This window comes from Corynebacterium tuscaniense DNF00037 (assembly GCF_000759055.1).
GTDB classification, from domain to species: domain Bacteria; phylum Actinomycetota; class Actinomycetes; order Mycobacteriales; family Mycobacteriaceae; genus Corynebacterium; species Corynebacterium tuscaniense.
In genome coordinates, this window is sequence record NZ_JRNG01000021.1 from 37796 (window position 1) to 63947 (window position 26152).

General features: G+C 59.3%; 22 protein-coding genes and 2 tRNA genes. 9 read left to right on the top strand and 15 right to left on the bottom strand.

Features of this window, described 5'->3' with window-relative positions; all coding sequences use genetic code 11:
- Window positions 1-105: 105 nt before the first annotated feature.
- The 8 genes from HMPREF2129_RS06170 to HMPREF2129_RS06205 form a co-directional block, all read right to left on the bottom strand.
- On the bottom strand, window positions 106-600 hold the full coding sequence (locus HMPREF2129_RS06170) for a GNAT family N-acetyltransferase (protein ID WP_052092871.1): 495 nt from the start codon (window positions 598-600) through the stop codon (window positions 106-108).
- Between the two features lie 61 nt (window positions 601-661).
- Window positions 662-1576 (bottom strand): DUF2262 domain-containing protein, encoded by a 915-nt coding sequence (locus HMPREF2129_RS06175; RefSeq protein ID WP_052092873.1) that lies wholly within the window; start codon window positions 1574-1576, stop codon window positions 662-664.
- Between the two features lie 137 nt (window positions 1577-1713).
- Window positions 1714-3921, bottom strand: coding sequence for a 3-hydroxyacyl-CoA dehydrogenase/enoyl-CoA hydratase family protein (locus tag HMPREF2129_RS06180; protein WP_034664358.1), 2208 nt, complete (start codon window positions 3919-3921; stop codon window positions 1714-1716).
- A gap of 3 nt (window positions 3922-3924) precedes the next feature.
- A complete protein-coding gene (locus HMPREF2129_RS06185) occupies window positions 3925-5076 on the bottom strand; it encodes an acetyl-CoA C-acyltransferase (protein ID WP_034664360.1) in 1152 nt (383 codons plus the stop codon).
- Between the two features lie 136 nt (window positions 5077-5212).
- Window positions 5213-5662, bottom strand: a complete 450-nt coding sequence (locus HMPREF2129_RS06190; RefSeq protein ID WP_034664362.1) for a DUF4233 domain-containing protein — start codon at window positions 5660-5662, stop codon at window positions 5213-5215.
- Window positions 5662-7107 (bottom strand): bifunctional tetrahydrofolate synthase/dihydrofolate synthase, encoded by a 1446-nt coding sequence (gene folC, locus HMPREF2129_RS06195; RefSeq protein ID WP_034664403.1) that lies wholly within the window; start codon window positions 7105-7107, stop codon window positions 5662-5664. Before folC ends, HMPREF2129_RS06190 begins: the two co-directional genes overlap by 1 nt.
- Window positions 7108-7144: 37 nt before the next feature.
- Window positions 7145-9916: a valine--tRNA ligase gene (locus HMPREF2129_RS06200; RefSeq protein WP_052092876.1), complete on the bottom strand. Its 2772-nt coding sequence runs from the start codon at window positions 9914-9916 to the stop codon at window positions 7145-7147.
- 56 nt (window positions 9917-9972) lie between these two features.
- Window positions 9973-10956: a malate dehydrogenase gene (locus tag HMPREF2129_RS06205; protein ID WP_034664363.1), complete on the bottom strand. Its 984-nt coding sequence runs from the start codon at window positions 10954-10956 to the stop codon at window positions 9973-9975.
- Between the two features lie 257 nt (window positions 10957-11213).
- Between HMPREF2129_RS06205 and HMPREF2129_RS06210 the strand changes: the two genes are divergently transcribed.
- Window positions 11214-12068, top strand: coding sequence for a TetR/AcrR family transcriptional regulator (locus HMPREF2129_RS06210; RefSeq protein WP_084576609.1), 855 nt, complete (start codon window positions 11214-11216; stop codon window positions 12066-12068).
- A 35-nt stretch (window positions 12069-12103) separates the two neighbouring features.
- Here the strand turns inward: HMPREF2129_RS06210 and clpX are convergent, their stop codons facing one another.
- A complete protein-coding gene (gene clpX / locus HMPREF2129_RS06215; RefSeq protein WP_034664365.1) occupies window positions 12104-13375 on the bottom strand; it encodes an ATP-dependent Clp protease ATP-binding subunit ClpX in 1272 nt (423 codons plus the stop codon).
- Between the two features lie 249 nt (window positions 13376-13624).
- On the opposite strand from clpX, the gene HMPREF2129_RS06220 reads away from it, so the two are divergent.
- Window positions 13625-14098: a hypothetical protein gene (locus tag HMPREF2129_RS06220; RefSeq protein ID WP_034664367.1), complete on the top strand. Its 474-nt coding sequence runs from the start codon at window positions 13625-13627 to the stop codon at window positions 14096-14098.
- A 76-nt stretch (window positions 14099-14174) separates the two neighbouring features.
- Here the strand turns inward: HMPREF2129_RS06220 and HMPREF2129_RS06225 are convergent, their stop codons facing one another.
- The 5 genes from HMPREF2129_RS06225 to HMPREF2129_RS06245 form a co-directional block, all read right to left on the bottom strand.
- Window positions 14175-14795, bottom strand: coding sequence for an ATP-dependent Clp protease proteolytic subunit (locus tag HMPREF2129_RS06225; protein ID WP_034664368.1), 621 nt, complete (start codon window positions 14793-14795; stop codon window positions 14175-14177).
- A 31-nt stretch (window positions 14796-14826) separates the two neighbouring features.
- Complete coding sequence (locus HMPREF2129_RS06230; RefSeq protein WP_034664370.1) at window positions 14827-15408, bottom strand: ATP-dependent Clp protease proteolytic subunit; 582 nt, start codon at window positions 15406-15408, stop codon at window positions 14827-14829.
- A gap of 190 nt (window positions 15409-15598) precedes the next feature.
- Window positions 15599-16957 carry a trigger factor gene (gene tig, locus HMPREF2129_RS06235; protein ID WP_034664371.1) on the bottom strand — a complete coding sequence of 453 codons (1359 nt, stop codon included), beginning with the start codon at window positions 16955-16957 and terminating at the stop codon, window positions 15599-15601.
- A gap of 70 nt (window positions 16958-17027) precedes the next feature.
- Window positions 17028-17101: transfer RNA gene (locus HMPREF2129_RS06240), tRNA-Pro, on the bottom strand.
- Between the two features lie 173 nt (window positions 17102-17274).
- Window positions 17275-17349, bottom strand: a tRNA-Gly gene (locus tag HMPREF2129_RS06245).
- 117 nt (window positions 17350-17466) lie between these two features.
- Here HMPREF2129_RS06245 and HMPREF2129_RS06250 point away from each other — a divergent pair.
- The 7 genes from HMPREF2129_RS06250 (at window position 17467) to HMPREF2129_RS06280 (ending at window position 24829) form a co-directional block, all read left to right on the top strand.
- Window positions 17467-18210: a hypothetical protein gene (locus tag HMPREF2129_RS06250; protein WP_034664373.1), complete on the top strand. Its 744-nt coding sequence runs from the start codon at window positions 17467-17469 to the stop codon at window positions 18208-18210.
- A gap of 74 nt (window positions 18211-18284) precedes the next feature.
- A complete protein-coding gene (locus HMPREF2129_RS06255; protein ID WP_034664375.1) occupies window positions 18285-19268 on the top strand; it encodes an NAD(P)H-dependent flavin oxidoreductase in 984 nt (327 codons plus the stop codon).
- Between the two features lie 11 nt (window positions 19269-19279).
- Window positions 19280-20059 (top strand): enoyl-CoA hydratase-related protein, encoded by a 780-nt coding sequence (locus HMPREF2129_RS06260; protein WP_052092878.1) that lies wholly within the window; start codon window positions 19280-19282, stop codon window positions 20057-20059.
- A gap of 241 nt (window positions 20060-20300) precedes the next feature.
- Window positions 20301-21266 (top strand): FTR1 family iron permease, encoded by a 966-nt coding sequence (locus tag HMPREF2129_RS06265; RefSeq protein WP_034664376.1) that lies wholly within the window; start codon window positions 20301-20303, stop codon window positions 21264-21266.
- Window positions 21263-22525: an iron uptake system protein EfeO gene (gene efeO / locus HMPREF2129_RS06270; protein ID WP_034664378.1), complete on the top strand. Its 1263-nt coding sequence runs from the start codon at window positions 21263-21265 to the stop codon at window positions 22523-22525. The genes HMPREF2129_RS06265 and efeO overlap by 4 nt, the downstream gene beginning before the upstream one ends.
- Complete coding sequence (efeB, locus tag HMPREF2129_RS06275; protein WP_034664380.1) at window positions 22526-23773, top strand: iron uptake transporter deferrochelatase/peroxidase subunit; 1248 nt, start codon at window positions 22526-22528, stop codon at window positions 23771-23773.
- A gap of 36 nt (window positions 23774-23809) precedes the next feature.
- The gene (locus HMPREF2129_RS06280; protein ID WP_034664382.1) at window positions 23810-24829 is read left to right on the top strand and encodes a dienelactone hydrolase family protein; all 1020 of its coding nucleotides are present in this window, start codon (window positions 23810-23812) and stop codon (window positions 24827-24829) included.
- Here HMPREF2129_RS06280 and HMPREF2129_RS06285 read toward each other — a convergent pair whose 3' ends face one another.
- Window positions 24830-25639: a hypothetical protein gene (locus tag HMPREF2129_RS06285; RefSeq protein ID WP_034664383.1), complete on the bottom strand. Its 810-nt coding sequence runs from the start codon at window positions 25637-25639 to the stop codon at window positions 24830-24832.
- Window positions 25640-26152 lie beyond the last annotated feature (513 nt).

Consider the following 26152-nt stretch of genomic DNA (forward strand, 5'->3'; position numbering starts at 1 on the left):
GAGATACAAACAGGAACACACAAGAAGCGGCTCCCATCATAAGAACCCGAAGACATGGTCCGGTTTTTCATGCTCAGAGCAGATCGACGTGCATCTGCCTATCCTCTAGTTGTTGTCTGTAGCGAGGTGCGAGTACACCGCCACGTCGTTGTATGTGCCGCGCAGCAACTCAGCGTGCCTGCTAATCCCTTCGAAAGTGAAGCCGGCGCGCTGGGCAACTCGACGCGAAGCATGGTTGTGTACAGCTGCGCGAAGTTCGACACGGTGGACGCCTTCCTCGTGTGCTCCCTGCGTCACGATACGGACCGCCTGTGTCATGATGCCACGCCCCCGCGCCCACGGCGCAGTTGTATATCCGAGATCGGCCACATCATCCGACATGCTTCTTAACTCGACATTTCCGGCGTAGCGCCCATCAAGAACGATGGCGTAGCGTCTCACCCCTGTGGGTGGCGCTGCCAGAAACTCACGCAGATGGTCTTCTGTATATGGATCCGGAACATGAGTGAAGCGCACTGTCTGTTCATCTGTGACTGACTTCAAGATGTCTTCTTCAACGTGAGGTATCTGCGCGACCTGGTCCCAAGGCACAACCTTCATGGGGGCAACGGTAACAGGCTGAAGTCATCCGGGGCTTAGATAAGCGAAAGTCGCGTCTCAGTTAAACGTCGAGCTCAACCTCCGTGGACATACCGTCCTCATCTGCGAAAACCGTGACTGGATGTCCACCGAACAGGTAACCATCGTCGAGTTCGATGCAAATCTCACCACTTTCCATAACCGATACGTACACCGCACGGAAGCGCTCAACCACATCCTCGACGGTCCACTCCGGGGCAGGAGTTGGGCGGCCCTCAGCCTCAGCGACATCGTGGCGCCATTCGTTCGCGGTGGGCAACGCCTCCTTAGCCGCAAACCTGCAGGCATTATCAAGCATCTCTTGTGTGACAACGCGATTCATAACATCCACTGCCGGAGCGAAGCGTTCCTCTCGCTCAACCGGTTCCTGCAGCAGGGGATCCTTCCCTTCATAACTGATGCTGATGTTGACCCCGAGCGATTCTGCGCGGCCTAGGAAAGACTCAATGTCGCGATGGATGGTTAGATCACCTAAATCTGTGTTGATCACTTGATTCTTTCGGGCGAACGCAGCGAGCTCCTCCAATTCCGGATCTGACAGAAGGGAGGGAACGTCCCACACTGCAAAAATTGGCTCAGTACCGCTTCCCGAGTAGGGCAAGAAAGAAGACTCTGTCCCCCTCGTCCGGTACACCGTAAACGGCTTCAGATCAGCGATTTCACCGGGGTCAAACGTGACTTCTCCGTTTTCCGAGCGCCTCACATGCGGATACACGATCCTAATTCGGCCTGTGGTTACCGCACCGTCAGGAAGCAGTCTCACAGCGAGCCCATCAAGTCGCTCTTGGGAGACTGAAATCTCTTCCTTACCGAAAGGATTATCTACCGTGTACCGCTCAGGCACCCGCGCGAGCACAAAGAGAAATTCCTTCGCATCCCCCTCCAACAGTGTTTTAACAGTAGATTCATCGGGGAACTCTTGATAAAACGAAAGCATGGCGCCGATTATAAACGCGGTAGTTCTTACCCCTCGCTGCCTCTACTGATCACAGTATGGAGCGCCGTCCTCTGCCACTACTTAAAAAGAAAGCCGGCTCCCGAAGAAATCCGGGGCCGGCCTTAGGCCGGTGAACGTTAGTTGTTCAGCGGGCGACGCGTGGTGGCCATAGCCACGGCGCGGTCATGGTTCTCCTGGCGTGCCAGAACCTTGGCCGCGGCGACAACCTGGCGGTTGCCCAACTCGTCCTCGTCCGCGGTGCCTTCACCGGTGTAGACGGAGGCAAGGGCCTCACCGATTGCCTTGTCAGTGTCAGAACCATCGGTGTACTCGAGGGTCTCGGTGGTCAGCGGCAGCTGTGCCTCAGCCGGGGCGGAGTAGCCCTCAGCGAGCTTCTTCACCAGCGCCAGTGCGCCTTCAACAACGTGGTCCGGGGACTGGATCAGCTGGTCATCCTTGCGCCAGAAGTCGATGTTGATGGCCGGAACCGGCTTGACGGTGCCCAGCAGTGCGTCGAAAGCGACCTTGTGCGGGTTCGGCACACCCAAGTCCACCAGGCGCTCCAAAAGGCGCACCGGGCCCGACCATGCCGGGAACAGGCCGACGTTGCGCTCCGGGAAGCCAACACGGGCCTCCGCATGGATCACGGAAGCATCGGTATGCAGGAGGAGCTCCATGCCACCACCCAGGGCGACACCGCGGACAGCACCAACGACCGGGAACGGTGCGCCACGCAGTGCGCGGAAGCCGTCGATGCCCTGCTTGATGGTGCGGGCCAGCTCCTCATTGTCGCCCTCCGGGCCGGAGAGCTTGGCCAAGGTGCCCAGGTCAGCGCCGGCGGAGAAGGCACGCTCCTCGTCGTTAGCAATGACCAGGCCCTTGAGGTCCCACTCACCGGCGTGGGTGAGTAGCTCAGTGACGTTGTTGGAGTTGGAGTTCATCGGAGTCTTGTACACAAAGACACCGAAGCCTGCGTAATCACCGTCGGTGAGCTTGTACACCGAAACGTCGGCGTTGCCAGCGATCTCCTCGGCACCAGCAACCAGGTCAGCAACACGGATGACACCTTCGCGGGCCGGCAGGTCCGTCAGCTTGCCGTCGGTACCCAGCACCTTGCCATCGGCGTAGAAACCACCTGCTTCCTGGGCTGCCTTGAGCAGCTCAGGGGCATCGTCGAAAAGCGATGCAACATAGTCCAGCCCGATGGAATCCGCGAGCTGGAATGGGCCCTGCTTCCAGCCGTAGCCGAGCTGCATGGCGATGTCGATCTGGTCGACGGAATCCGCGATTTCCGGTGCGGTGTCGCAGCAGTACTTGATGAAGACCTTGAAGACTTCCTTAGCGTAGTTGCCCTCAGGAGTGCCGGATTCCATGAGCTCCTTGGCATCCTTGGGAACCTCGAAGGACTCCTTCGGGCGGTAATCGCCGGCGGCGAAGTCGTAGACCTCATCGCGGCCGCGGAAGAAGCCGGACTCGGCCGTGCGGCCAGTAAAGCCCTTGTCCAGCAAGGTCTTGAACTCATCGCGCTCCACGATGTTGTAATCGTGGTACGCATCCGACTGTGGCAGCGCCTTCAGCAGGGAGCCCCAGATACCGGGGACGAGCTGGATACCCACGTAGTCGAACAGGCCGAAGATACCGGTGCGCGGAACGCCAAACGGGCGGCCAAATGCGACGTCTGCCTGCTCCGGCTTAATACCCTGGTCGAAAGCGGTTTTGGCACCAGCTGCCATCCAGAAGTTACCAATTCGGTTGGCAATGAAGCCCGGGGTATCGCGGCAATCCACCACGACCTTGCCCAACTGACGCTCCAGCACGTGGTGCATCTTCTCGTTGACTTCAGCGGAGGTGTCCGGGCCCTCGACGTACTCCACCAGACGCATCACGCGTGGTGGGTTGAAGAAGTGGGTGATGGAAAAGTCGCGCTTGAACTCATCCGATGCCTCGCCGAGCAGAACCTCGAGCGGGATGGTGGAGGTGTTGGACGACACCGGGGTGCCCGGCTTACGGTGCGCGTCGACCTTGGCGAAGGTGTCGCGCTTGACGTTGATGTCCTCGAAGACGGCCTCAACGATCCAATCAACCTCGCCGAGACGGTCCAGGTGGTCCTCGGTGTTACCCGGGGTGACCAGCTTGGCGTACTCAGGGCGCTGGAAACCGTAGCGCTTGAGCTGGGTGTCAATGCCTTTTTGGGCGCGAGCGTTACGCTCGTCTCTTTCAGCCCCCTCCACCGGCAGATCAAGGAGGTGAACCTTGATGCCAGCGTTAGCCATGTGTGCGGCGATGCCGGCACCCATGGAGCCGGCGCCGAGAACAGCTGCGGTCTTGATGTCATTTACTGCCATGTTTTAAACCTCCAGTACGAGTGCGATGCCCTGGCCGCCACCGATGCACGCGGTGACAAGGCCATAGCCGCCACCAGCGTTCTTCAGCTGGTGGATGAGCTTGGTGGTCAAAATGACGCCGGTGGCGCCGATGGGGTGGCCAAGTGCGATAGCTCCACCCTGAATATTGGTCTTCTCATTGTCGAAGCCGAGCTGATCAGCAACAGCGATGCACTGGGCAGCGAATGCCTCGTTGGACTCGATGAGCTTGATGTCTTTCAGGTCCAGACCAGCCTTAGCCAGTGCCTTCGGCACAGCGCCAACCGGGCCAAGGCCCATCGTGGCCGGGTCGCAGCCAGCAAGACCCCAGGAGACAACCTTGGCCAGTGGCTCCAGGCCGAACTCCTTCAGGCCAGACTCGGTGGTCATGACGGTGGCCGCCGCCGCGTCGTTAATACCGGACGCGTTACCAGCGGTGACTGTGCCGTCCTTCTTGAAGGTCGGGCGCAGACCAGCGAGCTTCTCCAGCGTGGTCTGACGCGGGTGCTCATCGGTGGTGAACTCGCCGACCGGAACGATCTGGTCCACGAACTCGCCATTGGCAATAGCAGCCGCTGCGCGCTCCTGGGACTGCAGCGCGTACTCGTCCTGGCGCTCGCGGGAAATGCCGAACTTCTCAGCGATGTTCTCCGCAGTAATGCCCATGCCGCCGTTGCCCATCGGATCCGTCAGCGCGCCGGTCAGCCAGTCAATCAGGCGGCCGTCGCCCATCTTGCGGCCCTGACGCATGCCTTCAACGGAGTACGGCGCCTGGCTCATCACCTCAACGCCACCGGCGATGGACAGCTTCGCATCACCCGTGATCAGTTGTTGGGCAGCGGAAATGATCGCCTGAACACCGGAACCGCACAAACGGTTCACACCATATGCGTGAGAACTTTGTGGCATGCCGGCCTCAAGCGAAACGGCCCGGGAGGTGTAGTTATCGCGCGGAATGGTGGTGACAACGTTGGCCCACACAGCGGAATCAAATTGGTCGGCCGAAACGCCGGAAGATTCGATCACGGACTTAGCAAGGTGGGCACCAAGGTCGATCGTGGCCATCTGGGATAGCGAACCTCCGAAGGTACCAACCGGGGTGCGCTTGGCCTGGGTGATGTAGATCGGCTCAGACATGGATCTCCTTCATTAATTGTGCTGGATTACACATCTCCACAATTATAGGGAAGATCACACTGGAGTATCCAACCTAAATCACTTTTCTTAGGCCACGTATCCTCGATCACATTTTTTGGGTGCCCCCACGATCCAATTACGTCCCCAAATGCTGAGTAACCAGCAGGCCACGTCGCTGGCGTTCAAGTATGTCGGCGCGCATCTTCACAATGAGGAACCAAACGATTCCGAACATCACGCCCACCGCGCCGACGGACCAGTGAATAAAAAATCCGGGAATGATCAGTGGGACCTGCAGCGCAAGATCAAGCCACAGCGCCCACGGGCGGCGCTGCATGAAAGCGACGAAGAAGTGCACCAAACCCATCACGGTGATGAACACCCAGTTGAAGGTGGTCCAGAGTTCACCGTCATTAATTTTCAGGATCACGGTGAGGCACAGCAGGATGGTGATGGATTCCATCACCAACGTGCCAACCAACACACCGGATAAGCCCTTTATCGGGTCCTTAACCGGTTCTGATCCGGGGCCGAGGGGTCCGTATTCTGCCGGACCGTTTTTATCGGTACGGGATGTGCGGGCCATTACTCAGGGTCCTTTCCAAACATCGCGCGGGCCTCGCCAGCGGTGACAACAGAGCCGGTGATGATCACACCGGAGCCGGATTGCACGCCAACAGCCTCAAGTGCCTCTTCAGCTAGTTCTACTGCCAGCGTATACGCCGACGGGAGGTGTTCTTCTACGTGGACGCGCTCCTCACCGAAGACGTCGCGAGCGATTTCGGCCAATTCGTAGGCATCTTTCGCCCGCGGTGATGAGTTCTGCGTGATCACCACTTCGCTCAATACCGGCTCCAGCGCCTGGAGCACGCCCAAGGCATCCTTGTCCCCGAGGATGCCCAGCACACCAATGAGGCGGGTGAAATCAAAGTCATTGGCCAATGCGGCCGCCAGAGCCTGTGCTCCCTGGGGGTTGTGGGTGGCATCGATGAAGGTCGTGGGCGTGGATCGCACGCGCTCCAACCGGCCAGGCGAAATTGCGTTAGCAAACCCAGCGCGCACAATCTCGGCGTCGAGTTGGCGTCCGCTACCAGCGCCGAAGAATGCTTCGACTGCGGCTAGGGCTACGGCCGCATTCCGCGCTTGGTGTGGTCCCGATAGTGGCAGGAAGACTTCCTCAAATGTGCCGGAGAGTCCGCGTAGCGTCACGGTTTGTCCGCCGACGGCAACGTTTGCGGATTCCACACCAAATTCTTGGTCGAGGCGCGCGACAGCAGTGCCTAGCTCCACGGTGCGTTCCAGGATCACGCGCATCGCTTCAGGTTCCTGGTTAGCCACCACGGTGACAGATTCCGGGTTGGTGATGATACCTGCTTTCTCCCCGGCAATTTCCTCCAGGGTGTCACCCAGGTAGTCCGTGTGATCAAGCCCAATGGGAGTGATCACATCCACCTCCGCGTGCACCACGTTGGTTGCATCCCAGCGGCCTCCCATGCCGACTTCAACAACTGCGATGTCCACGGGGGCGTCGGCAAAAGCGGCAAATGCGATTGCCACAGTGACCTCGAAATAGGACATCGGGTGATCACTTTGCGCGTCCACCATCTCCACGAACGGCTTGATCTCTTCGTAGATGCGCACGAAGTCCGCCGGGTGGATCGGCTCACCATCAATGCCCACGCGTTCGGTGATGGATTGCAGGTGCGGGCTCGTTGTTCGTCCCACGCGTGCACCAAAAGCACGCAGCAGGGATTCGATCATCCGCACCGTGGAGGTCTTGCCGTTCGTGCCCGCCACATGGATGACTTTGTAAGTCTGCTCGGGGTGCCCCAGCAGGTCCATGAGCAGCTCAATGCGCTCCAGGCTCGGATCAATCTTCGTCTCCGGCCAGCGCGCGAGCAGCTCCGCCTCAACGCGAGCAAGCTCCGCAAGGTCACTGTCGGACACGGGGCGTTCGACTGTATCTTCGCTTATACGCGCCCCCGTGGCCTCTCCCCCACCCAAGTCCAACACGAAGCCGTCCTCGTCCATCCGGACCTCGTAGTTCGCGTCATCTTCGTGGGCCACGCTACTTCGCTCCTTGAGCAGGCAAGGACTCCAGGCGTGCGGTGAGACGGGCTGCCTCTTCCTGTGCAATCTGCTGGCGGGCCTTGATCTTCTCCACAACCTCAGCCGGTGCATTGGCCAGGAAGTTCTCATTGCCAAGCTGCTTACCGGTGGTATTCAGTTCCTTCTGAGCTGCAGCGAGTTCCTTTTCCAGGCGCTTGCGCTCTGCCGCAATATCGACGGTGCCTGAGGTATCCAGCGCCACGTCCAGGGTGACCGTACTCAAACGCATTTCTACGCTCGCGGACGACGTGAAGTCATCGTCCGGTGCTTCCACCTTCGCGATGGAGCGAACCATATCTTCCTGACCAGCCAAATCAGCCGCAGCGAAATCAATCTGAGCCGGAACCTTCTGGGACGGCTTCACCCCCTGGTCTGAACGGAAACGACGCAACTCGGTGATGAGCTTCACGGCATCCTCGATGCGGCGCTGCGCGGTTTCATCCACCTCCACAGCACCATTGGTGTCGTCCGCCGTCGGCCACGGTGCCAAGCACAGAGAGTCCTTCTCCGTGAGTGCCTTCCACAGCACCTCGGTGACAAACGGCATCGTCGGATGCAGCAGTCGCAGGACCACATCAAGCACGCGACCAAGCACGATCTGAGTGGTGCGACCACGCTTCTGCTCTTCGGATGATGCTTCAGCGGCATCACGGGGGATCTGGGTCTTGGCAATCTCCAAGTACCAGTCACACAGCTCATCCCACGCGAAGTGGTAGAGCTCTTCGTTGGCTTTGGAGAACTGGTAGTCGTCGAGAAGCTTATCCACGTGGCCGCGGACCGTTTCCAGGCGATCGAGGATCCACTTGTCCGCATCCGTCAATTCGCTGCGCTCGGGCAATGCCCCGGGTGCAGCTCCGTTCATGAGAGCGAACTTGGTGGCGTTGTAGAGCTTGGTGGCAAAGTTGCGGGCGGATGCGGCATTGTCATCGCCGATCGGTAGATCAATACCCGGGTTCGCGCCACGCGCAAGTGCAAAGCGTAGAGCGTCCGCGCCGTAGTCACGCACCCAATCCATCGGGTCAATGCCGTTGCCCAAGGACTTGGACATCTTCCGGCCCTTCTCATCGCGGACGAGGCCATGGAGGAAGATATTGTCGAACGGAACTTGGGGTCTACGATCCGCTCCGCCCCCAAGGATCTCTGGCGTTTGAGTTCCAGCGAAGGTGCCAAACATCATCATGCGGGCAACCCAGAAGAAGAGAATGTCGTAGGCGGTGACCAGTACCGTCGTTGGGTAGAACTTTTCCAGCTCCGGGGTCTTGTCCGGCCAGCCCATCGTGGAAAACGGCCACAGGGCAGAGGAGAACCAGGTGTCCAGAACATCCGGGTCCTGCTCGTATCCTGCCGGTGCTTCCTCATCTGGGCCGAGGCAGATGATGTCACGCTCACCGTTTTCATCCTCCGGGCCGTACCAAATCGGGATGCGGTGACCCCACCACAGCTGGCGTGAAATGGTCCAGTCGTGCATATTGTCCACCCAGTCGAAGTAGCGTTTCTCCAGGGACTGCGGGTGGATGACGGTATCGCCTTCACGGACAGCCTCACCGGACATGCGCGCGAGCTCATCCACCTTGACAAACCACTGCAGGCTCAAGCGTGGCTCGATTGGCTCACCGGTGCGCTCAGAGTGCCCAACGGAGTGGACGTACGGGCGGACTTCTTTGACGATGCGCCCTTGCTCCGCCAGTGATTCACGAACTCGCACGCGCGCCTCAAAGCGCTCCATGCCATCGAACTGGGTACCGGTATTGGCAATGTGCCCGGTCTTGTCCATGATGATCGGCATGTCCAAGTTGTGGCGCAGGCCCATCTCATAGTCATTCGGGTCGTGCGCTGGGGTGATCTTCACCGCACCGGTACCCAGCTCCATGTCCACGTAATCATCCGCGATGACCTCAATGGTCAGATCATCGCGGAAAGGGTGCGGGAACTTTTCACCGATGAGGTGCTGGTAACGCTCATCATCCGGGTGGACGGCAATAGCGACGTCACCGAGCATCGTTTCTACACGGGTGGTGGCGACGATGAGGTGCGGCTCATCGTCGTTCAACGAGCCGTAACGGATGGAGACGAATTCGCCCTCGACATCCTTGTAGACAACCTCGATGTCTGACACCGCGGTCTCCAACACCGGGGACCAGTTGACCAGGCGGTAATCGCGGTAGATCATGCCCGCGTCATACAGCTGCTTGAAAATGGTCACAACGGCGCGGTTTAAACCCTCATCGAGCGTGAACCGCTCACGCGACCAATCCACGGAATCACCAATCGCACGCATCTGCGAGGTGATGGTGCCGCCGTACTTTTCTTTCCACTCCCACACGCGCGAGATGAACTCTTCACGGCCGTAGTCGTAGCGGTCTTTCCCCTCGGTCTCCTTGAGCATGGCCTCGACCTTGGTCTGAGTGGCAATGCCCGCGTGATCCATGCCCGGCAACCACAGGACCTCATAGCCCTGCATACGCTTACGGCGCACCAGAGAATCCATGAGCGTGTGGTCCAACGCGTGCCCCATGTGCAGCTGACCCGTTACATTCGGCGGAGGCAGCACGATCGAGTACGCAGGCTTTTCCGAAGACGGGTCCGCCGTGAAGTAACCACGGGCTACCCAATCATCGTAAATTCCTTGCTCAAGCTCTTGTGGCTCCCAACTCTTAGGCAGGCTATCTGCCCGGTTGACGCCGATGAGGCTCTCATTGAATGCGCTAAAAGTCCCGGAAGTGTCAGTCACGGTTAGATAGTCTAACGCGGGCTGGTTTTCCGGGACTCGTCGATAAGCAAAGCTCTCTAGAACAGACGGTCCGCGATCGCTGCTTCCTCGCGCAGCGCCTCAATATTCGCGTTGATGCGCGCACGCTGGAAATCAGTCAGCTCAAGGCCTTCCACAACAGTCCAGCGACCATCACGCGCGATAGCCGGGAAGCCGAAAACCAGGCCCTCATCCACGCCGTAGATGCCTGTCGACGGCACCGCCGTCGTCGCCCACTTCCCTTCCGTTCCAGCAACCCAATCGCGCATGTGATCAACGGCTGCGGATGCCGCGGAGGCAGCAGAAGAACGCCCACGGACCTCAATGATCTCCGCACCACGCTTGGCCACACGCGGGATGAACTCATCGACGTACCAGGCCTCATCCACCAGATCCTTCACCGGCTGGCCGCCCACCGTGGCATACGCAATATCCGGGAACTGGGTGTCCGAGTGATTGCCCCACACCGCTATGTTTTCAAACTCGCTGGAGTGCTTGCCCAGCTTCTGTGACAACATCGAAATCGCGCGGTTGTGGTCCAAGCGCATAAGCGCATTGAAGTGCTCTGCCGACACATCCGGCGCTGCCTTGTTAGCAATGTACGCATTCGTATTCGCCGGGTTGCCCACCACGAGGACGCGCACGTCATCCGCCGCGTGGTCATTAATCGCACGGCCCTGACCAATGAAAATCTGGCCGTTTGCCTGCAGCATGTCAGCGCGGGACTCACCCTTACCGCGTGGCTTCGCACCAACAAGGAACGCTGCATTCGCACCGTCAAAAGCCTTCGCCGCATCATCCGTCACGGTGATGTTGCCCACGCGCTCCAACGCGGAATCGGACAGCTCCATGGCAACACCCTCAGCGTTGCTCACGTGGTCTGGCACCTCCAGCAGTGCCAAGTCCACGATGGTATTAGGACCGAAGACCTCGCCTGCTCCGATTCGCCACAGCAGCGAGTAAGCAATGTTGCCGGCAGCGCCGGTGACGGTGACTTTGACCTTGTTGGGTGTGGTGGTCATATCTCCTCCTAGGAATTGGGCCGCTTGGGGTAACGTGCATGGCCGCATACCCCCGAATAGGCGCATCCGGACCATCTACATGCCCCATGCTACCCCCGAACCTCTAGGACTTTTCCCCACCAATGCCCCATCTTGCGCGATGCAACGGGCGAAAAGGCCCACTGTTAGGCACGATGAACAAGAGTGGTTTTTGGTTCAACTAAAGGCCATGGAACAAAAGACCACGGAATAAAAGCAGAAGGACAAAGGACACAGACGTGACAGAACCCAGTGTCGGCAGCGCCCACCCCGACGGGAATACACCCGCGGGTCCAGCTGCCCCCACTAGCGCGGCCGAAGGGGCAAACAAAACGACCCTCGACCGCGCCATCACTGTCGCCTTGTCGCATTTTGCTCAAGAGGGCTATACAGCCACCAAGCTGGATGCGATAGCCAAGGAAGTAGGCATGTCTAAGCGCATGCTGCACTACCACTTCGGGGATAAGAAAGAGCTGTATCGTCGCTGTCTTGTCCATGCCGTGTGGAGTTTCTCCCCACCTCAAGATTTCCTGGAACGCTCCTACGCCGCACCGGTGGAAGGCATTCGTCGTTTCGTTGATGCTATCTACCACGGAATGGTGCAGCACCCTGAGGCCATCCGCCTGCTGTTGCGTGAGAACCTCGATCCGGTACTCACCCCCGGCGAAGCCACCTCACTACGCAGTGAATCCGAGGTGATTTTGCAGCTCGAACGCCTCCTGCTCATGGGGCAGGATGTGGGCGCTTTCCGCCCAGGTATCAGCGCTGCGGATGTGGTGGTACTCATCGCTTCCCTATCTTTCTTCCGCACGAGCAACAGCATCACGCTGGATGAATTCAGCGCCATCAACTTGCTCAGCCCCGCCAACACCGAAGGCATGCGGCGCCTGACCATTGATGCTGTGCTGACATTCCTCACGTCCAACATCCCGGATTCGGGCTATGAGTCCTACCTCACCCACACCACCGGCACCCCGCACGCTATCCACTCTGATGATGATGGCTACACGAAGGACTACCTCTCAGGCACCTCCATCGCCGAACCGCTTATCGACGACATCTACGACGACGACCTCGAACCCTCCGGCGAGTAGACACCGGCGAATAACCATCCGCCGGTGAAGACGTTTTAAGCCGTCTTCTTCGTATCGTGCAACACGTATTCAGGGTTGGCCCCCGAATCAATAACCGCCTTGCCAATGACCACTTCACGGACATCATCACGGTCCGGCAAGTCATACATGATAGGTACGAGAGTTTCTTCCATGATGGCCCGCAGGCCACGCGCACCAGTGCCACGCTCAGCAGCCTTCTTCGCCACCGCATGCAACGCGGCATCCGTGAAACGAAGTTGCGCACCATCCATTTCAAATAGGCGCTGGTACTGCTTCACCAAAGAATTCTTCGGCTCCGTGAGCACCTTCACCATCGAATCCTCATCCAAGTTCTCCACTGCAGCCAAGATAGGCAGACGCCCAATGAACTCAGGGATCAAACCGAACTTAACCAAATCCTCTGGCTGCACCTTGGACAGCAGATTCGCCGCATCACGCTCTGAAGCCGAATCAATCTCCGCCCCGAAACCAATGCCCTTCTTGCCCACGCGCTCAGCGATGACCTTGTCCAAGCCATCAAACGCACCAGCTACAACAAACAAGATGTTGGTGGTGTCCAGCTGGATGAACTCTTGGTTCGGGTGCTTACGCCCGCCCTGCGGCGGAACGGAGGCAACGGTTCCCTCCAGGATCTTCAACAGTGCCTGCTGAACACCCTCACCCGAGACATCACGCGTGATCGACGGGTTCTCTGACTTACGGGAAATCTTGTCCACCTCATCGACATAAATAATGCCGTTCTGCGCACGATTTACATCAAAATCAGCCGCCTGAAGGAGCTTGAGCAGGATATTCTCCACATCTTCGCCCACATAGCCGGCTTCCGTCAGCGAGGTTGCATCCGCGATGGCGAAAGGCACATTCAACATGCGCGCCAAGGTCTGCGCCAAGTAGGTCTTACCGGACCCTGTTGGCCCCAGCAGAAGGATGTTGGACTTAGCAATCTCAACATCCTCGTCCTTCTTCCGAATGCCCTCCAGCTCCGTACGAACGCGCTTGTAATGGTTGTACACCGCAACAGCAAGAGTGCGCTTAGCCTGATCTTGGCCAATCACATACTGATCCAGAAATGCCGTGATCTCCGACGGACGAGGCAGCTTCGCATCCTCCTGCGACTCCTGCGTCTGGCTGCCAGCAAGCTCCTCCTCGATAATCTCGTTACACAGCTCAATGCACTCATCACAGATGTACACTCCGCCGCCAGCGATGAGCTTCCGCACTTGTTTTTGACTCTTGCCACAAAAGGAGCACTTGAGTAGATCGGAGCTATCTTGCGTAACCGCCATTGTGTGTCTCTTCAACCCTCGCTTGGTGGATTTCTAACTGTATAAACGCTACCCCACCCACCCGATATTTCCGCTAAGTGGCCGGTGGGGCGGGGCGCAACGGCTCGTCGATAAGCAAAAAGGCTATCTTCGAACGTGCCTCAACTTGTATAGGCCACTTTATCCGCCTACCTGCGCGGTGAGAAACCCGACGATCCGGCAACCATCAAGGTGGGCGCCAACAAAGCCGATGAGTTTTAGGAAACACACGTGACCATACACCGCACCCTGCGAGCCATTGCACACGCCATCACCCTCCCCTTGCTACTCTCCGCATGCTCTGAATCCCTCCCCGAACCAGAGTTGACCGCGGAACCCCCCGCCAGCAGCTCAGAAAACCCCTCCACCACGGTCAGCACCGTCAGTGAAACGGTGTCCGAAGAAACGGTGCCCAAGAAAGAAACACCCGAACCCGACACCCAACCCACCGGGCCATGCGACTGGACACCCTTCGAACAGGGCCAACCAGGCGAACTCGTGTCCATGTACTGCGATGGCAAGCACGCTTCCATCGGCACCTACGCCACCGACCACGTCCAATACTTCTCCTGGGACGGCACAGACTGGATGCTCTTCGAGAGCTCAGACACCACATACACCGGATTCGCCTGCTACGACACAGCCAAAGCCAAACGCCAAGGGTTCCCCAAACAGATCATTGATCGCATGGTTACGTGCGACTAGTCCGTGAGATGGTGTAGGGGTTAAGTAGCAAAAAGGCCAAGCTACGACGAGCTTGGCCTTAGTTAATGCACACGCTTTATGCGTTGAGCTTGCGGTAATCAAACACCTGGTCAATGATGCCGTACTCAACGGCCTCATCAGCGGTAAGGATCTTGTCACGGTCCGTGTCAATGCGCACCTGCTCAGCGGTGCGGCCAGAGTGACGCGCCAACGTCTCCTCCATGAGGCGACGCATACGCTCGATCTCCTTCGCCTGAATCTCCAGATCAGAGACCTGACCACGGGTGCCTTCCGTTGCCGGCTGGTGAATGAGCACACGGGAATTCGGCAGAGCTGCGCGCTTGCCCGGCGCACCAGCAGCCAAAATCACAGCTGCAGCAGACGCCGCCTGGCCCAGGCACACCGTCTGCACATCCGGGCGGACGTACTGCATCGTGTCGTAAATAGCCATCAACGAGGTGAAAGAACCACCCGGGGAGTTGATATACATCGTGATATCCCGGTCCGGGTCCTGAGACTCAAGGACGAGCAGCTGCGCCATAATGTCATTCGCCGACGTGTCATCCACCTGGGTGCCCAGGAAGATAATGCGTTCCTCGAACAACTTGGAGTACGGGTTCGTTTCCTTTGTGCCGTACGAGGACTGCTCAATAAAGCTCGGCAGCACGTAACGGGAGTTAGGCATCTGGAAAGACATTGTTTTCTCCTTAATTCTCTGTGTCTGCCGGTTAATTGCTGATGCTGCCCTGCGCGCTGGAGATCACATGGTCGACGATGCCGTACTCACGTGCCTCCTCCGCCGTGAACCAGCGGTCACGGTCCGAGTCCTTGGTGATCTGTTCGAAGGTCTGGCCCGTGTGCTCCGCAATGAGACGTGCCATCTCTTCCTTCGTCTGCGCGAACTGCTCAGCCTGAATAGCAATATCCGCCGCCGTACCGCCCACGCCTGCAGACGGCTGGTGCATCATAATCCGCGCATGCGGCAACGCGAAACGCTTCCCCTTGGTACCGCCGGAAAGCAGGAACTGGCCCATCGATGCAGCCAGACCCATGCCGTACGTAGCGATGTCACACGGGGAGTACTTCATCGTGTCATAAATAGCCATACCCGCCGTGACAGAGCCACCCGGAGAGTTAATGTACAGCGAAATGTCCCGCGTTGGATCCTCCGCAGATAGCAGCAAGATCTGCGCGCAGAGCTTATTAGCAATCTCGTCGTCCACTTCCTGACCCAGGAAGATAATGCGCTCGCGCAGCAGGCGCTCGTAGACCGAGTCACCCAAATTCATACCGGCTGCTGGCGTAGTCATGCGGTGTGCTCCTTATCATCAATGCTTTTACGTTGTTCTGTTAATAACGCCCCACCCTAGTCGCGGATTCCCGCCTTGTGGTGCGTGTTCGCTGACAGCATGCATGGCGCCCACACTGACGCATTCGACCCCGGGGCGGGAGTTTCCTCCGACCATCCGGGGTCGTTGCGTTTCTCAAGCGCTGACGCGACTAGCTCTCGTCTGCTGCCTCAGCGTTCTCGTCCTCGTCGAGCTCACCGAAGTATTCGTTCGGGTCAACCTTCTTGCCCTCGTCATCCTTAACGGAAGTGCGGGAAATAGCAGCGGCCAAAGCTTTGCCACGACGGACATCGGCGAACAGGTTTGCAACCTGGCCGGACTGCTGCAGCTGCATGATGAACTGATTCGGGTCCATGCCGTAGGACTGTGCGGTGAACAGGATGTGGTCCGTCAGCTCCTGCTGGGACACCTCCGGCTGCTCCTGGTCAGCAACGGCATCGAGGAAAAGCTGGGTGCGTACGGAGTTCTCAGCGTTCTCGCGGGACTCCTTCTCAAATTCTTCACGAGTGGTGCCCTGCGCTTCAAGCAGCTGAGCGAAAGCATTCTCGTCGTGTGCCAGCTGGCCCAGGATCTGGTGGAGCTGGTTGTGCACCTGCTCATCCACAACAGAGGTGGGCAGCTCGAACTCAGTCTCCTCCAGCGCAGCCTTGAGCACCTCATCGCGGATGGCTGCTGCCTGCTCAGCCTTCTTGGACTCCTCTAGCTGAGTCTTAGTGGACTCGCGTAGCTCCTCAACCGTGTCAAACTCAGACGCCATCTGGACGAATTCCTCATCCAGCTCCGGCAGCTTGCGCTCCTTGGTCTGCTGAACGGTGACCTTGATGGTGGCCTCTTCGCCCTTATGGTCGCCATACTGGATCTCGGAGGTGAACTCAGCATCCTCACCGGTCTTGAGACCCTTGACAGCCTTGTCCAATCCCTCGATCAAGTCATCGCGGCCAATCTCGTAAGAAATACCCTCGGTCGATGCCTCCTCAACCTTCTCACCATCGATCGTGGCTTCAAGGTCAAGAACAGCGAAATCGCCCTTCTTCAACTTACGTCGAGTGTCCTTCAGCTCACCGAAACGCGCACGCAGGTTGTCGAGCTCAGCATCCACTGCCTCATCGTCAACCTTCAATGCCGGCACAGTGACCTTAATCTTGGAGAAGTCCGGCACCTCAATCTCCGGACGGATGTCCACCTCAGCGGTGAACTCCACAACGTCATTGTCCTCAATCTTGGTAACGTCAATCTCTGGCTGACCAATAACCTTCAGGTCATGCTCAGTCACAGCAGCCTCATAACGCGTTGGCAGCATGTCATTGACAACTTGCTCAAGAATCGGGCCACGGCCAAACCGTGCGTCAATAAGCTGGCGAGGAGCCTTGCCACGACGGAAACCCGGAATATTTACCTGCTGAGCAATTGCCGCGTACGCCTGGTCAATTTCCGGGCCGAGCTCCTCAAACGGTACGGTCACGTTCAACTTCACGCGAGTGTCGCTGAGCTTGTCCACAGAAGTCTTCACGGAAATTCTCTCCTGGCTAGATTGCGTAATCGTTCTAAGAATTAAAAGGGACGCCATCCGCGTCCCTTTGTCGGGGCGACAGGATTTGAACCTGCGACCCCCTGCTCCCAAAGCAGGTGCGCTACCAAACTGCGCCACGCCCCGTAAGGTGACCTCAAGCCTACCGATGAAGCACCGGCTTGCTCACGGAAGACGATTCTAGCGTGACCTGAAAACACGCCACATCATTGGGGGCCAGTAGTGGTGCAATACACACCCATCACCGCAGCTAGTGCAATAAAAAGCCGGCCCCGCATTTTCGTGGGAGCCGGCCCCCTTGGAGGGAATGACGGGAATCGAACCCGCGTCTTCAGCTTGGAAGGCTGAGGTATTAGCCACTATACGACATTCCCAGCTGCGCAAAGCGCGCTCAACAGCATATCCCACTGCACGGTCCGCTCCAAAAAGGAACTCTTCTTGTCCACGATTCGTTGGGGAAGTAGTTGAAAATCCAAAAGAAAAGAGAGCACGTGGAACTCGTCATCTTGCTAGCTGTCGGTGCCCTTTTGCTCGGTGCCATAAGGACAATCGGAAATGCCCAAAAGAAAGGTCAGGACGCAAATCTCGACGATGAGCTTGCCGACGCCCGACGGTGGATCGATCGCCTCGGCCACCAAGTCCTCACCATTTCTGGCACGGACGCTGCGTCAACGCAGGCGATGGCGGATGCGTCGGAACGCTATAACGCCGCACATTCCGCCCTCACCCAGGCGACGACGGTGCGCCAAGCTCAGCTCGCCCGCGAATCTGCTCTTGAAGGCCTCTACTACGTGAACGCCGCCCGCGAGATCCTCGGCCTGGCTCCAGGCCCGCAGCTGCCCGAGCTGGAAGCTCAACGTCAGGCGGGGCGGGTCACTGAAGCGCGCACCGCAGAATTCGATGGCCAAACCATCCAGGCCTCGCCCTACGCCAGCTCTCAGACCCCGCACTACTACCCCGGCGGCGCCGTTGCTGGCCGCCCAGTCCCTGCCGGCTGGTACTCCACCGCCTGGTGGGCGCCGGCAGCTATGACCGGCGTGTGGGCTGCAAGTTCCATGATGTTCTACTCCACAATGTTCGCCGGAATGGCCGGCACCCCCAGTGCTGATCAGTTTGCTGCCGGGGACGTCAGCAATGCCGATGAACTCGGTGGCGCTGACAGTGGTGGCGAAGACCTCGGCGGATTCGGAGACTTCGGTGATTTCGGCGGTGGTGACGGCTTCGACTTTTTCTAGTAACGCGCACTACAATGAGTCCCCCGGTGTAATGTAGCTCTCATTACGTCTTCAGACTTAAGGAGAGCACGATTATGGCAGCAAAGATCAATACCCGTATTAATGAGATGCTCGGCATCGAGCACCCCATCATCCAGGGAGGCATGCAGTGGGTCGGTAAGGCTGAGCTCGCAGCAGCCGTGTCCAACGCGGGTGGCCTGGGCATTATCACCTCACTGACCCAGCCGACCCCGGAGGATCTGGGCAAGGAAATTGATCGCTGCCGTGAGATGACGGACAAGCCGTTCGGCGTGAACCTGACCATTCTGCCGACGATCACGCCCCCGCCGTACGAGGAATACCTCCGCGTGGCTATTGAAAAGGGCATCCGAATCGTTGAAACCGCAGGTGCGAACCCGGCTCAGCTCGTGCCGTCACTGAAGGCTGCGGGTGTCACCGTCATCCACAAGTGCACCTCTGTGCGCCACGCCATCAGCGCGCAGAACAAGGGCGTTGACATTCTTTCTATCGACGGCTTCGAGTGCGCTGGTCACCCTGGTGAGGACGACATTCCAGGCCTCATCCTCCTGCCGGCAGCAGCTGACAAACTAGAGATCCCGTTCGTCGCTTCCGGGGGTATTGCCGACGGCCGCGGCATGGCCGCCGCCCTCTCCCTCGGCGCCGAAGGCATCAACATGGGCACCCGCTTCCTGGCCACGAAGGAGGCCCCAGTTCACCAGAATGTGAAGGAAGCCATCGTTGAGCGCTCCGAGCTGGACACCAATCTCATCCTGCGCACGCTCAACAACACCGCGCGTGTGGCGAAGAACGCGGTGAGTGATGAGGTCGTCGAAAAGCTCAATGCTGGCGCAACTTTCCCCGAGATCCGCGACCTCGTGGCCGGCAAGCGTGGCGCACAAGTTTACGAAACCGGCGATATCGACGCAGGCATCTGGTCCGCAGGTCCGGTCCAGGGCATCATCAACGACATCCCGTCCTGCCAGGAACTCATTGACCGCATCGTGGCTGACACCGTGGAAATCATCGAAGGCCGCCTCGCCGGCTTCGTGTCCAAGTAAGGCGACCTGCCATGACGCGCCAGTTGAAAGGCAACATCACCAGCGAAACGCGGGGCACCACCGAAATCGTCCGCATTTCCAACCCTGCGAAGCGCAACGCACTGGAGCCCGACTCCTACTGGGCAATCGGCGACGCGGTGAATGCCGCCAACGCGAACCCCGAGATCCGCTGCGTGATCATCACCGGCGATGAATCCGCGTTCTGCTCCGGCATGGACCTGCAGGCGTTCCTGAGCGAGAACTCCGCCGAAGCCGCCTCGCACTCCCTCGGTGGCATCGAACACGTCATCTACGCCATCACCCGCGCGGATGTGCCCGTGATCGCTGCGGCTGAAGGTGCCATCGCTGGTATCGGTGCCTCGCTGGCGTGTGCCTGCGACCTCATCGTTGCTGGCCAGTCTGCGTTCATCACTCTCCCATTCGGGCGTATCGGCCTCATGCCGGATGGTGGCGCGGTGGCGACCCTAGCTGCATCCGTTGGGCGTCACCGCGCCATGCTGCTCGTGCTACGCCAAGAGCGCATTCCTGCCGCCGACGCCATTAAGATGGGGCTCGTGGCTGAGATCACGGAAGGGCCCGCCCTTGACCTCGCACTCGAGTGGGCCGAGGAATTCCGGTTCTCCCCGCGTGGCGCCGTCGCCCAGACTAAGCGCGCGGTCAACCGGGTCTCTTTATCCCAGTTGCCACTCAGCTTGGCCGAGGAAGCCCGCGAGCAGACATTGCTCACCCAAAGCGCGGAGCACAAAGAAGGTGTAGCCGCATTCCTGGAACGGCGCGCGCCAAAGTTCTAGCCTGCTCACTCTTCAAGGACCGCACGGAGCACCCACGGTGCCCTGCGGTCCTTTTAGTGTCGCGGCGTGACGGTCGCAATTTAGTGGCTTTAAGCTGGTACTGAGGTCGCACCAAAATCCAGGGGTCTTTACAGCCCCTTAATACGTTAGGTAAGGTTTGCCTTGGCCAGTCATGGGTAGCCTTAGCTTATGCAGCGGACGCTCTGTGGCCGGCCATTTTTGACACGAGAAAGTTCCGCACATGTTTATCGCCGCGTTCCTGGTTGGCCTCCGAGAGGGCTTGGAAGCATCACTCATCGTCGGCATGTTGTTCGCCGCAATCCAGCGCCGAGACAGCAAGAACAGTGGCATCCAGGCAAACACCGCGGCCCGCACCGTCTGGGTTGGCGTGCTTTCAGCAGCCGCGATCTGTACTGCTCTCGGCGCCCTTTTCACCTTCGGGCGTTATGGCCTTTCCTTCCGCGCGCAGGAGGCAATCGGCGGCATCATGTCGCTGATCGCCGTTGCCATGATCACCGGCATGGTCCTCTCCTTAAGCAACGAAAACGGCAAGTTGCGCACCATGCTCGACGACAAAACCGGCATCGCGCTGACCAAGGGTAAGCAGGCGATGTTCTGGCTCGCGTTCGTGGCGGTTGCTCGTGAAGGAATCGAACTGACGCTTCTGCTGTGGGGTTGGACCACCACGCCGAGTGCGATCACCGGAGCATTCGCGGGCATCGCCATCGCAATCCTGATGGGATGGCTAATCTACCGCGGTGCACTCCGCCTCAATCTGGGCACCTTCTTCACCTGGTCAAGTGCACTTCTCATCATCGTCGCGGCGGGCATCCTCGCCTACGCCATCCACGATCTCCAGGAGGCGCAGTTCCTCCCCGGCCCATTCTCCGGCGCACCGATTGCTCCAACACACCCACGAACCGGCGAGGTACTCACCGGGTTTGCCACGTATCCGTTCTGGATGGCGTCTTTCCCATTCGGGTGGGCTTTCAACCTGGACGAGGTCATTAACCCAACCGGTCTCACTGCCACCCTGCTCCAAGCGTTCACCGGCTTCATGCCCCAAATGTCCTGGCTACAAGTCATTGGTTGGTGCGCTTACCTCGCCATCATTGTTCCGGTCTTTGTGAGGCATGTGCGTACGGCGGGACGCGGTGACGTCGATAAGCAAAAAACTGACACCATTCCACGAAAGGTCTCATTATGAAGCGCTCCCCTGTCATCCTTGCCTCGCTGGCTCTCACTCTCCCGCTCGCGGGATGCGTGGAAAACAGCAGCGGCGACGGCATCGACGTCCAGGCGAAAGAAGACACCTGCACGGTTGCCACAAACTCGGTTGAGTCTGGCACCAGAACGTTTTCCATCACCAATGAAGGCGAGCGCGTTACCGAGTTCTACGTCCTCGCCGACGATGGCCTGCGCGTCATCGCCGAGCGCGAAAACATCACGCCTGGTAGCACCGCTGACCTGACCGTGCAACTGGAACCCGGCACCTACTACACCGCGTGCAAGCCCGGCCTGCGCGGCCCGAATGTGGGCCAGGCCGAGTTCACGGTGACCGGCGAGCCGATCCAGTACAGCGAGTCCGATGAACAGCGCTTCAATGAGGCGCGCGATAACTACGTGGCCTTTGTCAAGAACGAGGTTGCGGAGCTGCTGCCCAAGACCGAGGAATTCGCCGAAGCCTACGCTGCAGGCGACGATGAAAAGGCCAAGGACCTCTACGCCACCACCCGCGTGCACTACGAGCGCATCGAGCCGATCGCTGAGGCCCTTGGTGTGCTCGACGCGCGCATTGACTACCGCGAGGTCGACTACGTCGCTGAGGCTGACCAGCTGAAGGAAGACGACCCGACCTTCACCGAATGGCTCGGCTTCCACCGCATGGAGAAGGACCTGTGGCCGCCAGCTGCAGACACCAAGAATGCTGACGGCGCGCCCGCCCGCGAAGGCTGGGAGCCGTCGACGCCGGAAAAGCGCCGCGAGATCGCCGATGCCCTGATCGCCGACGTCGAGCAGCTGCACACTACGGTCACCTCCCCGGACTTCGCCGAAGAAAATGACATCACCGTTGACACTGTGTCCAACGGCGCCATGGGCCTGCTCGAAGAAGTCGCCACCACCAAGGTCACGGGCGAGGAAAACTGGTGGTCACACAAGGACCTCTACGATTTCCAGGCCAACATCCAAGGCTCCCGCATCGCGTTTGACATGGTCAAAGACATCGCCGCCGAGCGCGGAGAAGAGGGCAAGAAGCTTATCGACGAAATCTCCTCCCGCTTCGACGACATCCAAGCCCTCCTCGACCAGTACGGCAGCCTTGAAACCGGGTACGTCGACTACGACGAGGTTGACGCTGGCCAGCAGGCCAAGCTGACCCGTGCACTGGACGCCCTGCGTGAGCCGCTGTCCAACCTGACCGGCACCGTGCTCGGCCTCAACGTGGACACGGAGGCGGAGTCCTAAATGCGTGGCTTCAACCGGCGTACCTTCTTGGCACTCGGCGGAGTCAGTGCCGCCGGCGCTGCCGCCGCTGCCTGCTCTCGGGACACCTCTAGTGCATCGGGTTCTGCCGACAGCACCTCCGCGGACGAGCTCATCATCGACTTCGCCGGTGAGCACCAGGCCGGAATCATCAGCCCGATGCAAACCAGCCTCCACTTCGCGGCTTTCGACATGGATGAGAAAGCCACCCGCGATGATCTGATCGATCTCTTGCAACGTTGGACCGATGCTTCCCGACGATTGACCCTCGGCGGCGAAGTCAGCGCCAAAGGTGCCTTCGGCGGTGGCGAAAACTTCCCGCCCGCTGACTCCGGTGAAGCCTTTGATCTAGGCCCGTCTGCCTTAACCATCACCATTGGTTTCGGCCGCAGTCTCTTCCGCGACCAGTTTGGTTTAGCCGACAAGCTGCCCGATGAGTTCACCGAAATGCCGCCGATGTCCAATGACTTCCTCAACCGCGAGCAGTCTGACGGCGACATCTGCATCCAGGCCTGCGCCAACGATCCGCAGGTAGCTACTCATGCCATCCGCAACCTGACCCGCTTGGCAGTGCCGGATGCGGTGCTGCGCTGGAGCCAAATCGGATTCGGCAAAGCCGCCGTGACCACGCGCGAGGAACCCACCCCGCGTAACCTCTTCGGGCAGAAGGACGGCACCGCCAACATCCGCGCTGAGGACACCGAGGCTTTGGACGAGCACGTTTGGATCCCCGCCACATCCTCCCAGCCTTGGGCAGCAGGCGGGTCCTACCTGACGGCCCGGCGCATCGCCATGAACATCGAGGTCTGGGACACCCTCCAACTCCAGGAGCAGGAGCGTGTCACCGGCCGCGACAAGTTCGAAGGTGCCCCGCTGAGTGGCACCAAAGAATTCGACGAACCTGACTTCGCCGCAACCAATGAACGCGGACGCCCCGTCATCGATCACGGCTCCCACGTGTTCAACGTGCACCCTGACCAGAACGGCGGCATCCGCATGCTGCGTCGCGCTTTCAACTTCGTCGACGGTTCCAACGAGCAAGGTCGCCTCGACGCCGGCTTGTTCTTCATCGCGTTCACACGCACCGTCGACAGGTTTGCCACCGTGCACCAGTCCATGTCGCGTGACGAAATGTTCCTCGAGTACCTCAAAACCACCAAAACCGGCACCTACCTCATTCCACCTGGCGTAGGCGAGGCCGGCTTTGTCGGGGAGGGGATGTTCACTTAAACGCGCATGGGGCCGGCCTTTTGTAAAATCGGCCCCATGAAAGCCCTCAAGATCATCGGAAAGATCGTCCTCTGGGGATTAGCAATCATCCTCGTACTGGCGCTCGTGGTCATCGCCCTGCGCGCCTACAACGGGGACAAGTACCCAATCACGCATTCCATGCCCGAAGGAATAAGCTCCGACAAATCCTCCTACGAAACCTCGGAGCACATCACCGCCATCGAGGGCGACTACTTGAACGGCTTTCATTTCCGCCCAGCCGACAAGAAGCACAGCGGCGTCGTGGTCATCTACGGGGGCTCAGAAGGCTCCCCGGATTACAGTCGCGCCAAGCAGCTTTTCGACGCCGGCTACGAAGTCCTAAGCCTCTTCTTCTTCGGCCAACCGAACCAGAAACCCACCCTCGCCAACGTCCCATTGGAACAGTTCGACGAGGTCACCGCCTACATCGACGAACACGTTGAAGACGCCTCCCCCGTGACCGTCATCGGCACCTCCAAAGGCGCGGAGTTCGCTGAACTACTCGCAGCACACGGCTACCCCGTGGACAATGTCGTCGCCTTCGCGCCAGGCCACTATTCCTACAGTGGCCTCGACTTCACCGGCGGTAAGGAATTCCCCTCGTTCACAGATAAGGGTGAGGTGGTGGAGTATGCGTCGTTTAGGAAGGCGTCGATAAGTTCTGGGGCAAAGATGTTCTGGGCCATGGCCACGAGCTACCCAGTCTCCTACCGCGCAACCTACGAAAGCGCCGCGGCCAACGCTGACGCTGGTGCGCGGATCGACCTCAGCGATTACCGCGGCAACGTCCTGCTCTTCGCTGGCGACGCCGACCAGATGTGGCAAGCCGACGTTGCCGCGCGTGCACTCGCCGAGCAAGGCTCGAACATTGAAGCGCACGTCTACCCCGACGCTGGGCACGCATTTTTCCCTGATGCCGAAAAGCTACCGAATGGTTGGCAGTTCATGCTCGGCGGAACCGCGGAAGGAAACCGCGCCGCCCACGAGGCTTCGGAGAAAACCCTGCACGAGCGCCTCGCGGAATGGCACGGGTAATCACGCAGCTTCGCGGCGCGCACGGAGCAGACGGCGGAGATCTCTCACGAGCTTCCCGCTCACCACATCACGCCACCCGGCGCGCACCACACTAAACCCAAGGGCCTGGATCTCGTGCTGGCGATCGAGCTGGGCAAGCAACACTTTTACCCCATCGCCGTAAGTGCCATCGGACTTAATCCGCCCATCGAACTCAACGGCAAGCCACCCATTAATCATCATGTCCACGGACGCAAAACGCTGCTGCGCAAAAATGTCCTCGAAGACGACCTCCACCTGGAACTCAAAGGTGTGCGCTTCCGGGATATCCGCCCTCAGCACCGTGTCGCGCCCAATCGTCTCAAGCGCGCTTTGTGACGTCCCCGCACTCCACCCCACCAACCCCTCAAACCCCCGAATCCCATTCGCCCTGGGCAACAAGCTCCTGGCCGAATCCAGCAACGCCTCCTGGGAGACGCGGTTATGAAAACGCAGATGCTCGATCGGAACCAGCGCATCCAGTCGGCCGTAGTAGCGGTAAATGTCGAAGAGCACCTGGATCGGGTGTGCGGTGAGAACGCCATTGCGTTCTTGCACCAGGTCCTGCCGCATGCTCCCACCGCGATACACCACCCGTGGGTCTTTCGGCTGTTTCCCCGGCTTCGCCCCCGACAAGTACCGCAAGTCCACTGCCTCCACCCACTGCAGGGTGGGCAGCCCCATAAGCCGTGCCGCAGCTGGCCCCGTCACCGCCGCACGAGGAAACGCCGCCGCGATGTCCCTGATCTCCCCCAGGCTCAATCCCTTTTGTTTTCTGTCATTCCCCCTCATGCCTCCCAATGGTTCCTCATCCGCGACGGCCGCGCGAGGGAAAATTGTCCACTCTAGTGTGCATTGCCGGAAAACACCGCCCTCCCTGCCGCTTCACCGCGCCCCTCCCCGCGCCCCTCCGCGCCACCCTCCGGGGCGAGTTAGTCGCGTTGCAGTCTGACGCCACACCAGCCACAGTCGACCTGGGCTTTTGCCGGCTGGGTTCCGGACGCGACTAACCCAGCCTGAGAACGAGGGATTGGGGGTGGGGGCAAGACCGTCGGAAAGCGAAAACCTGCTCCCCGCACTCTTTTCGCAGGGCAAGTTAGTCTCGTTGCCGTTTCGCGCCACACCAGTCACAGTCGACCTGGGTTTCTATTGGACGGGGTCCGGACGCGACTAACCGCGACTAACCCAGCCTTGAAAGAGCGCTGAAAAGGCCCCGAAAAGGCGGTGGGGAAAGCAGTGGCGGGCAGACAACCCCGTCCCGAGAAAAACAAAAACCCGCTCCGAAGAGTGAACTGCTCCCCATTA